Origin of the sequence: Calidifontimicrobium sp. SYSU G02091, assembly GCF_022631395.1 — a bacterium.
Taxonomy (GTDB): Bacteria; Pseudomonadota; Gammaproteobacteria; order Burkholderiales; family Burkholderiaceae_C; genus Calidifontimicrobium; species Calidifontimicrobium sediminis.
Window position 1 is genome coordinate 165,025 of the sequence record NZ_JALBGB010000005.1, and the last position, 6,208, is coordinate 171,232.

Consider the following 6,208-nt stretch of genomic DNA (forward strand, 5'->3'; position numbering starts at 1 on the left):
CGTCAGGCCTCGATCGTCACGCGCGGGTCGATCAGCACGTACAGCAGGTCGATCGCCAGGTTCAGCAGCACGAACAGCAGCCCCATCGTGAGCACGAAGCCCTGCACCGGTGCGTAGTCGCTGGCGGTCAGCGCGTCGATCACGTAGCTGCCCACGCCAGGCCAGCCGAACACCTTCTCGATGACGACCGACGAGCTGATCATGAAGCCGAACACCATCCCCAGCGTCGTCACCACCGGCAGCAGCGCGTTGCGCAGCGCGTAGCGCACGAGCACGGTGTGGCGCGACAGTCCGCTGGCGCGCGCGGTGCGCACGAAGTCCGACGACAGCACGGCGAGCATCGAGGCGCGCGTCATGCGCGCGATCGGCGCGGTCACGAAGATCGCCATCGTCACGACCGGCAGGATCAGCTGCCGGAAGGCGGCCCACCACAGCGTAGCGTCGCCGGCAAGCGCAGCATCGACCAGGTACAGCCCCGTCACGGCCGGCGGCGGCGAGTACATCGGGTCCAGCCGGCCGAGCGGGCTCGGCGCCCAGCCGAGCAGGAAGTAGAAGACGTAGGCGAGCAGCAGGCCGGTGAAGAAGGCCGGCAGCGAGACGCCGGCGGTCGTGACGAGCCGCGCGACCTGATCGATCCAGGAGCCCGGCCGCGTGGCGGCCGCCACCCCCAGCGGCAAGGCCACCGCGCAGGCCAGCACCAGCGCGAGAAGCACCAGTTCGAGCGATGCCGGCAGGCGCGACATCAGCTCGTCGAGCACGGGCTGGCCGGTGGTCAGCGACAGCCCGAGATCGCCCCTGGCCAGGCTGGCGACGTAGGCGAGGAACTGGTCGAGCAGCGGCTTGTCCAGCCCGAGCTGCGCGCGCACCTGCTCGATGGCCTCGACCGACGCCGCCGGACCGGCGAAGTACGCGGCGGGGTCGCCCGGGATCGCGCGGGTCAGCACGAAGGTGACGACGACGACACCGGCCAGGTTCGGCAGCGCCGAGAGCAAACGCCTGAGGACGATGCGGCCCATGGTGCGTCAGTGCGGCACCGCCGCCGTGTCGGCCGGTGGTGCCGCCTGCAGCGCCGCCTGGACGGCGGCCAGCGGCGCGGCCCAGCCGACGATGCCGCCTTGCGCGACGATCATCTCGATCGTCGCCGCCTTGAAGGCCGGAAAGTAGCTCGCCGTCGCGTCCTCGACCAGCAGGCCGTCGTAGCCGCGGTCGTTGGCCTCGCGCATCGTCGTCTGCACGCAGACCTCGGTCGTGACGCCGGCGAACACGAGCTGCGTCACGCCACGCCGCTGCAGCTCGTCGTGCAGGCCGGTGGCGTGGAACGCTCCCTTGCCGGGCTTGTCGATGACGATCTCGCCCGCCACGGGCGCCAGCTCGGGGACGATCTCGCAGCCGGGTTCGCCGCGCACCAGCAGCCGGCCCATCGGCCCGCGCTCGCCGATGCGCAGCTGCGGGCTGCCACGCTCGCGCTTGGCGGGCGGGCAGTCCGAAAGATCCGGTGCGTGCGATTCGCGCGTGTGCACCACCGGCCAGCGGCGTGCGCGCCAGGCGTCGAGCAGCGCCCGCGTCGGCGCGACGGCGCTGGCCAGCAGCGAGACGTCGTTGCCGAGCGCGGCGCCGAAGCCGCCGGGCTCGATGAAGTCGCGCTGCATGTCGATCACGACGAGCGCCGCGCGGCCGGGGTCGAGCGCGAAGTCGAACGGGCGCGCGCGCACGACGACGCGGCGGGACGCACGGGGCAGGACGTTCATGCGGCGATGCGGTCGTTGTCGATCGTCGGGGCGGTGGCGGCACGAGAGGGGATCACCCGCATGTCGGCCGTGCCGTGCTGCGCGCCGTGGCCCCCCATGAAGCGGCCGATGTCGTGCCGGTCGGCGCCCTCGGCGCGGCACTCGTACACCAGCCGTCCTTCGCTCATCACGACGATGCGGTCGGCCACGTGCAGCAACTCGTCGAGGTCCTCGCTGACCATCAGCACGGCAGCGCCGCGGTCGCGCGCCGCGATCAGCCGCGCGTGCACCTCGGCCACCGCGGTGAAGTCGAGCCCGAACGCCGCGTTGCTGACCAGCAGCACGTCGGCGTCGTCGGACAGCTCGCGCGCGAGCACCGCGCGCTGCACGTTGCCACCCGACAGCGACCCGATCGGCGCGCTCTCGCCCTGCGTCTTCACGCGGTAGGCGGCGATCAGTTCGCGCGCACGCCTGGCGAGCGAGCCCGGCACGCGAAAACCCGCCCGGGCGTGCGGCGCGGCATCGAAGCTGCGCAGGCCGATGTTGTCGGCCACGCTCATCGACGCCACGCAGCCGTTGCGCAGCGGCTCCTCGGGCAGGGCGCGCACCTTCAGCGCCCGGTTCTGCGCCCGCGTCGCGCGGTACGGTCGGCCGCCGACTTCCACCGCGCCCGCCTCGCGCCGCCGCTGCCCGGCCAGTGCCTCCATCAGCTCGCGCTGGCCGTTGCCCGAGACGCCCGCGATGCCGACGATCTCGCCGGCACGCACCTCGAGGTCGAGCGCGTCGACCGCGACTTGCCCGCGGTCGCCGCGCACCGTCAGGCCACGGATCGCGAGCCGCACGGCGCCTGGCGGTGCCGCCGACCGCGCCAGCGCGCGCGCTTCGGCCGCTTCTTCGCGCGCTGCCGGGTCGTCGCCGACCATGCGCGCGGCGAGCTCGGACGCATCCGTTCCCGCCACCGGCAGGCTTGCGACCAGGCGGCCGCGCCTGAGCACCGTGACGTCGTCGGCGAAGGCGGTCACCTCGCGGAACTTGTGCGTGATCATCACGACGCTGCACGCGCCGGCGTGCGCGCGCTCGCGCAGCGCACCGAGCACCTCGTCCGCCTCCTGTGGCGTCAGCACCGAGGTCGGCTCGTCGAGGATGAGCAGTCGCGGGCTCAGGTACAGCTGCTTGAGGATCTCGAGCTTCTGCTTCTCGCCGGCCGAGAGCTCGAGTGGTGTCGCGTCGAGGTCGAGCCGGAACGGCGCGCTGTCCATGAACGCGCGCAGCTCGGCGCGCACGCGCTTCCAGTCGACGACGGCCGGCAGGTCGCCCTTGGCGATCAGCAGGTTCTCGGCCACCGTCATGCCCGGCACGACGGTGAAGTGCTGGTAGACCATGCCGATGCCGAGTGCGCGCGCGACGGTGGGCGCGTGGATGTCGTGCTCGCGGCCGTCGACGAGCACGGCGCCCTCGTCGGGCCGGTGGTAGCCGACGATGCACTTGACGAGCGTGCTCTTGCCGGCACCGTTCTCGCCGAGCAGCGCGTGCACCGTTGCGGGTCGCACCCGCACAGACACCGCGTCGAGCGCGGTGAACGCGCCGAAGCGCTTCGTCAGCCGGTAAGTCTCGAGCGCGAGCGCCGTCATCGCCGTCGTGCGGTGCATCAGAGCGCGGCCAGCGCCTCGAGGATCGCGGCCGACGACGACACGGCGCCGAACACGCCGCCTTGCATCGTCACCATCTTCAGCGCGGCCTGGTGGTTGCCGAGGTCGGTCGCGCCGGTCCCGTCTTCGACGATCAGGCACTCGAAGCCGCGGTCGTTGGCCTCGCGCATCGTCGTGTGCACGCACACGTCGGTCGTGATGCCGGTGAGCACGAGGTTGCGGATCCCGCGTGTGCGCAGGATCAGTTCGAGGTCGGTGGCGCAGAAGCTGCCCTTGCCGGGCTTGTCGATCACCGGCTCGCCCGGGGCCGGCGCGAGTTCGGGGATGATCTCCCAGCCCGGCTCGCCGCGCACGAGGATGCGTCCGCAGGGCCCCGGGTCGCCGATGCCGGCGCCGATGCGCTGCGAGCGCCAGCGCTTGTTGGCCGGCAGGTCCGACAGGTCGGGGCGATGGCCTTCGCGGGTGTGGATCACGTGCAGGCCCTTGGTGCGGCACGCTGCGAGCAGTCGCGAGATCGGTCCGATCGGCGCGCGCGTGAGCGACAGGTCGTAACCCATGCGGTCGACGTAGCCGCCCACGCCGCAGAAGTCGGTCTGCATGTCGATCACGACGAGTGCGGTGTTCGCCGGCCGCAGGTCGCCGTCGAACGGCCAGGGGTAGGGATTGGCGGCGATCGTGGGCATCACGCGGCCTTTCTGAGCGAGGACGAGGCAGGGGTTTCGAACGGGTTCGGCTCGGCGCCGCGGTAGGCGCGCGTGGGCGCGGCAAAGCCGCAGGGAGTTCCGTCGCGCACGGCGATCGTGTCGTCCCACGGCAGGCGGTAGCGGCCGGCGACCATGTCGTGCATGAAGGAGTAGGGGCAGTCCTGCGCGCCGCCCTTGACGGCCACGTAGCCGCGGTGGAACAGCTGGTAGGGGTTGTTCTCGACCCCCCACAGCGCGCGTGCCTCGCGCACGAGGTCGGGCCGCAGCTCGGCGGTGACGATCTCGTCGGGCCGGTTGCCGCCCTCGGCGAGCACGGTGCCATCGAAGTGACAGAACATCGCTTCGCCCATGCTGTCGAAGCTGCCGTCGCTGCCGCACAGGCACACGCTCGCGGTCTGCGCGAGGTTCTGGAAGGCGTTGGCCTGGTTCGTGATCTTCCAGGCGTGGCGAATCGGCGCGGTGTAGCCCGCCGTGCGCAGGATGATCTCGGCACCCTTGTACGCGGCCTCGCGCGCCATCTCCGGGAACATGCCGTCGTGGCAGATGATCAGCGCGAGCTTGCAGCCGTTGGGGCCCTCGCACACCGGCACGCCCATGTTGCCGGGCTCCCACGGCTCGACCGGCACCCACGGGTGCAGCTTGCGGTAGTACAGCCTCAGCTCCCCGCGGTCGTCGATGATGAGACCGGTGTTGTACGGGTTGCCGTGCGGGTTCGCTTCCATGATCGAGAAGCAGCCCCAGATGCGGTGTTCGACGCAGGCCTGGCGAAACAGCGCGACCTCGGGGCCGTCGAGCGTGACCATCAGCTCGGGGGCGGTGCTCATCGACAGCCCGTGCAGCGCGTATTCCGGGAACACGACGAGGTCCATCGTGCCGAGGTTGCGCCGCGCCTTGCCGACCATCCACGCGATGCGTTCGGCCTGCGCCTTCAGCTGCGCCGGCGTCTCGACCAGCGGCAGCTGCAGCTGCACCAGTCCGACGACGACGCCGTGCGGCGACTTGTTGAGACCTCCGAGTCCGTTCATGCGTGCACTCCTTGTTCAGCGGCTGACGTTGAGTTCCATCGGGGCGCCCTGCAGGCTGCGGCGTGGCGAGCAGGTCCACACCAGGATCGCCAGCGTCAGCACGTAGGGCACGGCGTTGAAGAGGTAGTAGTGGCCGCTGACGCCCACCGACTGCAGCGCCGGCCCGAGCGCGCCAGCGCCGCCGAACAGCAGCGCGGCCCACAGGCAGCGCACCGGGTGCCAGCGCGCGAAGATCACCAGCGCCACCGCGATCAGTCCCTGGCCGCTGGACAGACCTTCGTTCCAGCTGCCGGGGTAGTACAGCGACAGCGACGCGCCGCCGAGGCCGGCGATGAAGCCGCCGGCGGTCGTCGCCGCGACGCGCACTGAGATGACCGACGTGCCGAGCGCGCGCGCGGCGTCGGCCGAGTCGCCGACCATGCGCACCTTCAGCCCCCAGCCGGTGTTCTTCAGCCCCCAGGCGAGCGCGATCGCGAGCAGCACGCCGAGCGGGAACAGCGCATTGATGCCGAGCGCCGAGTGCAGCGGGCTGCCCGGATCGACGCCGAGCCAGGTGCCCAGCGGCAGCGCCGGCACCTGCGGCGCCTGGGGCTGGATCAGCGGCTTGCCGAGATAGAACGCCAGACCCGTGCCGAGCATCATGATGGCGATGCCGGCGGCGATGTCGTTGACGCGTGGCAGGCTGCTGACCAGGCCATGCACCAGCGCGATCAGCGCCCCGCTCGCGCCGGCCACGAGCACGCCGACCCACCACAGGCCGCTGAGGTAGGCGCCGCCGAATCCGGCCATCGCCGAGAACACGAGCACGCCCTCGAGGCCGAGGTTGATGCGGCCGGCCTTCTCGGTGAGGCACTCGCCGAGGCTGACGAACAGGAACGGCGTGCCGACGCGGATCGCGCCGGCGAGCACCGCGATCAGCACGTCGACGATCGGCGAGCCACTCATGGCGTTGCCCCGGCCGTGCGGCCCGTCTCGTCGGTGGCGAAGGCGCGCCCTCGCAGCGGCCGCGCGGCGCTCACTGGACTACCCTCCCTTCAGCTTGCGAAGTGAGGTGATGCAGGGTTATCCACGATGGCGGTCGGTCGGCGCTTGCGACGTACCGA

The 6,208-nt window shown here is 71.6% G+C and carries 6 protein-coding genes; all 6 read right to left on the reverse strand.

Translation table 11 applies throughout. The features are described from left to right. Nucleotides 1–2: 2 nt before the first annotated feature. The 6 genes from MOJ79_RS05530 to MOJ79_RS05555 are packed head-to-tail and all read right to left on the reverse strand — an operon-like array spanning nucleotide 3 to nucleotide 6,050. Nucleotides 3–1,016 carry an ABC transporter permease gene (locus tag MOJ79_RS05530; RefSeq protein ID WP_241923226.1) on the reverse strand — a complete coding sequence of 338 codons (1,014 nt, stop codon included), beginning with the start codon at nucleotides 1,014–1,016 and terminating at the stop codon, nucleotides 3–5. Nucleotides 1,017–1,022: 6 nt separating this feature from the next. Further along, nucleotides 1,023–1,748, reverse strand: coding sequence for a cysteine hydrolase family protein (locus MOJ79_RS05535; RefSeq protein ID WP_241923227.1), 726 nt, complete (start codon nucleotides 1,746–1,748; stop codon nucleotides 1,023–1,025). Then, entirely contained in the window at nucleotides 1,745–3,376 is a 1,632-nt protein-coding gene (locus tag MOJ79_RS05540) for an ABC transporter ATP-binding protein (RefSeq protein ID WP_241923228.1), read from the reverse strand. Before MOJ79_RS05540 ends, MOJ79_RS05535 begins: the two co-directional genes overlap by 4 nt. Continuing rightward, the gene (biuH, locus tag MOJ79_RS05545; protein WP_241923229.1) at nucleotides 3,376–4,059 is read right to left on the reverse strand and encodes a biuret amidohydrolase; all 684 of its coding nucleotides are present in this window, start codon (nucleotides 4,057–4,059) and stop codon (nucleotides 3,376–3,378) included. The genes MOJ79_RS05540 and biuH overlap by 1 nt, the downstream gene beginning before the upstream one ends. Beyond that, nucleotides 4,059–5,105 (reverse strand): formamidase, encoded by a 1,047-nt coding sequence (locus tag MOJ79_RS05550; RefSeq protein ID WP_241923230.1) that lies wholly within the window; start codon nucleotides 5,103–5,105, stop codon nucleotides 4,059–4,061. The genes biuH and MOJ79_RS05550 overlap by 1 nt, the downstream gene beginning before the upstream one ends. A gap of 15 nt (nucleotides 5,106–5,120) precedes the next feature. Further along, nucleotides 5,121–6,050 (reverse strand): ABC transporter permease, encoded by a 930-nt coding sequence (locus tag MOJ79_RS05555; protein WP_241923231.1) that lies wholly within the window; start codon nucleotides 6,048–6,050, stop codon nucleotides 5,121–5,123. Between the last annotated feature and the right edge of the window lie 158 nt (nucleotides 6,051–6,208).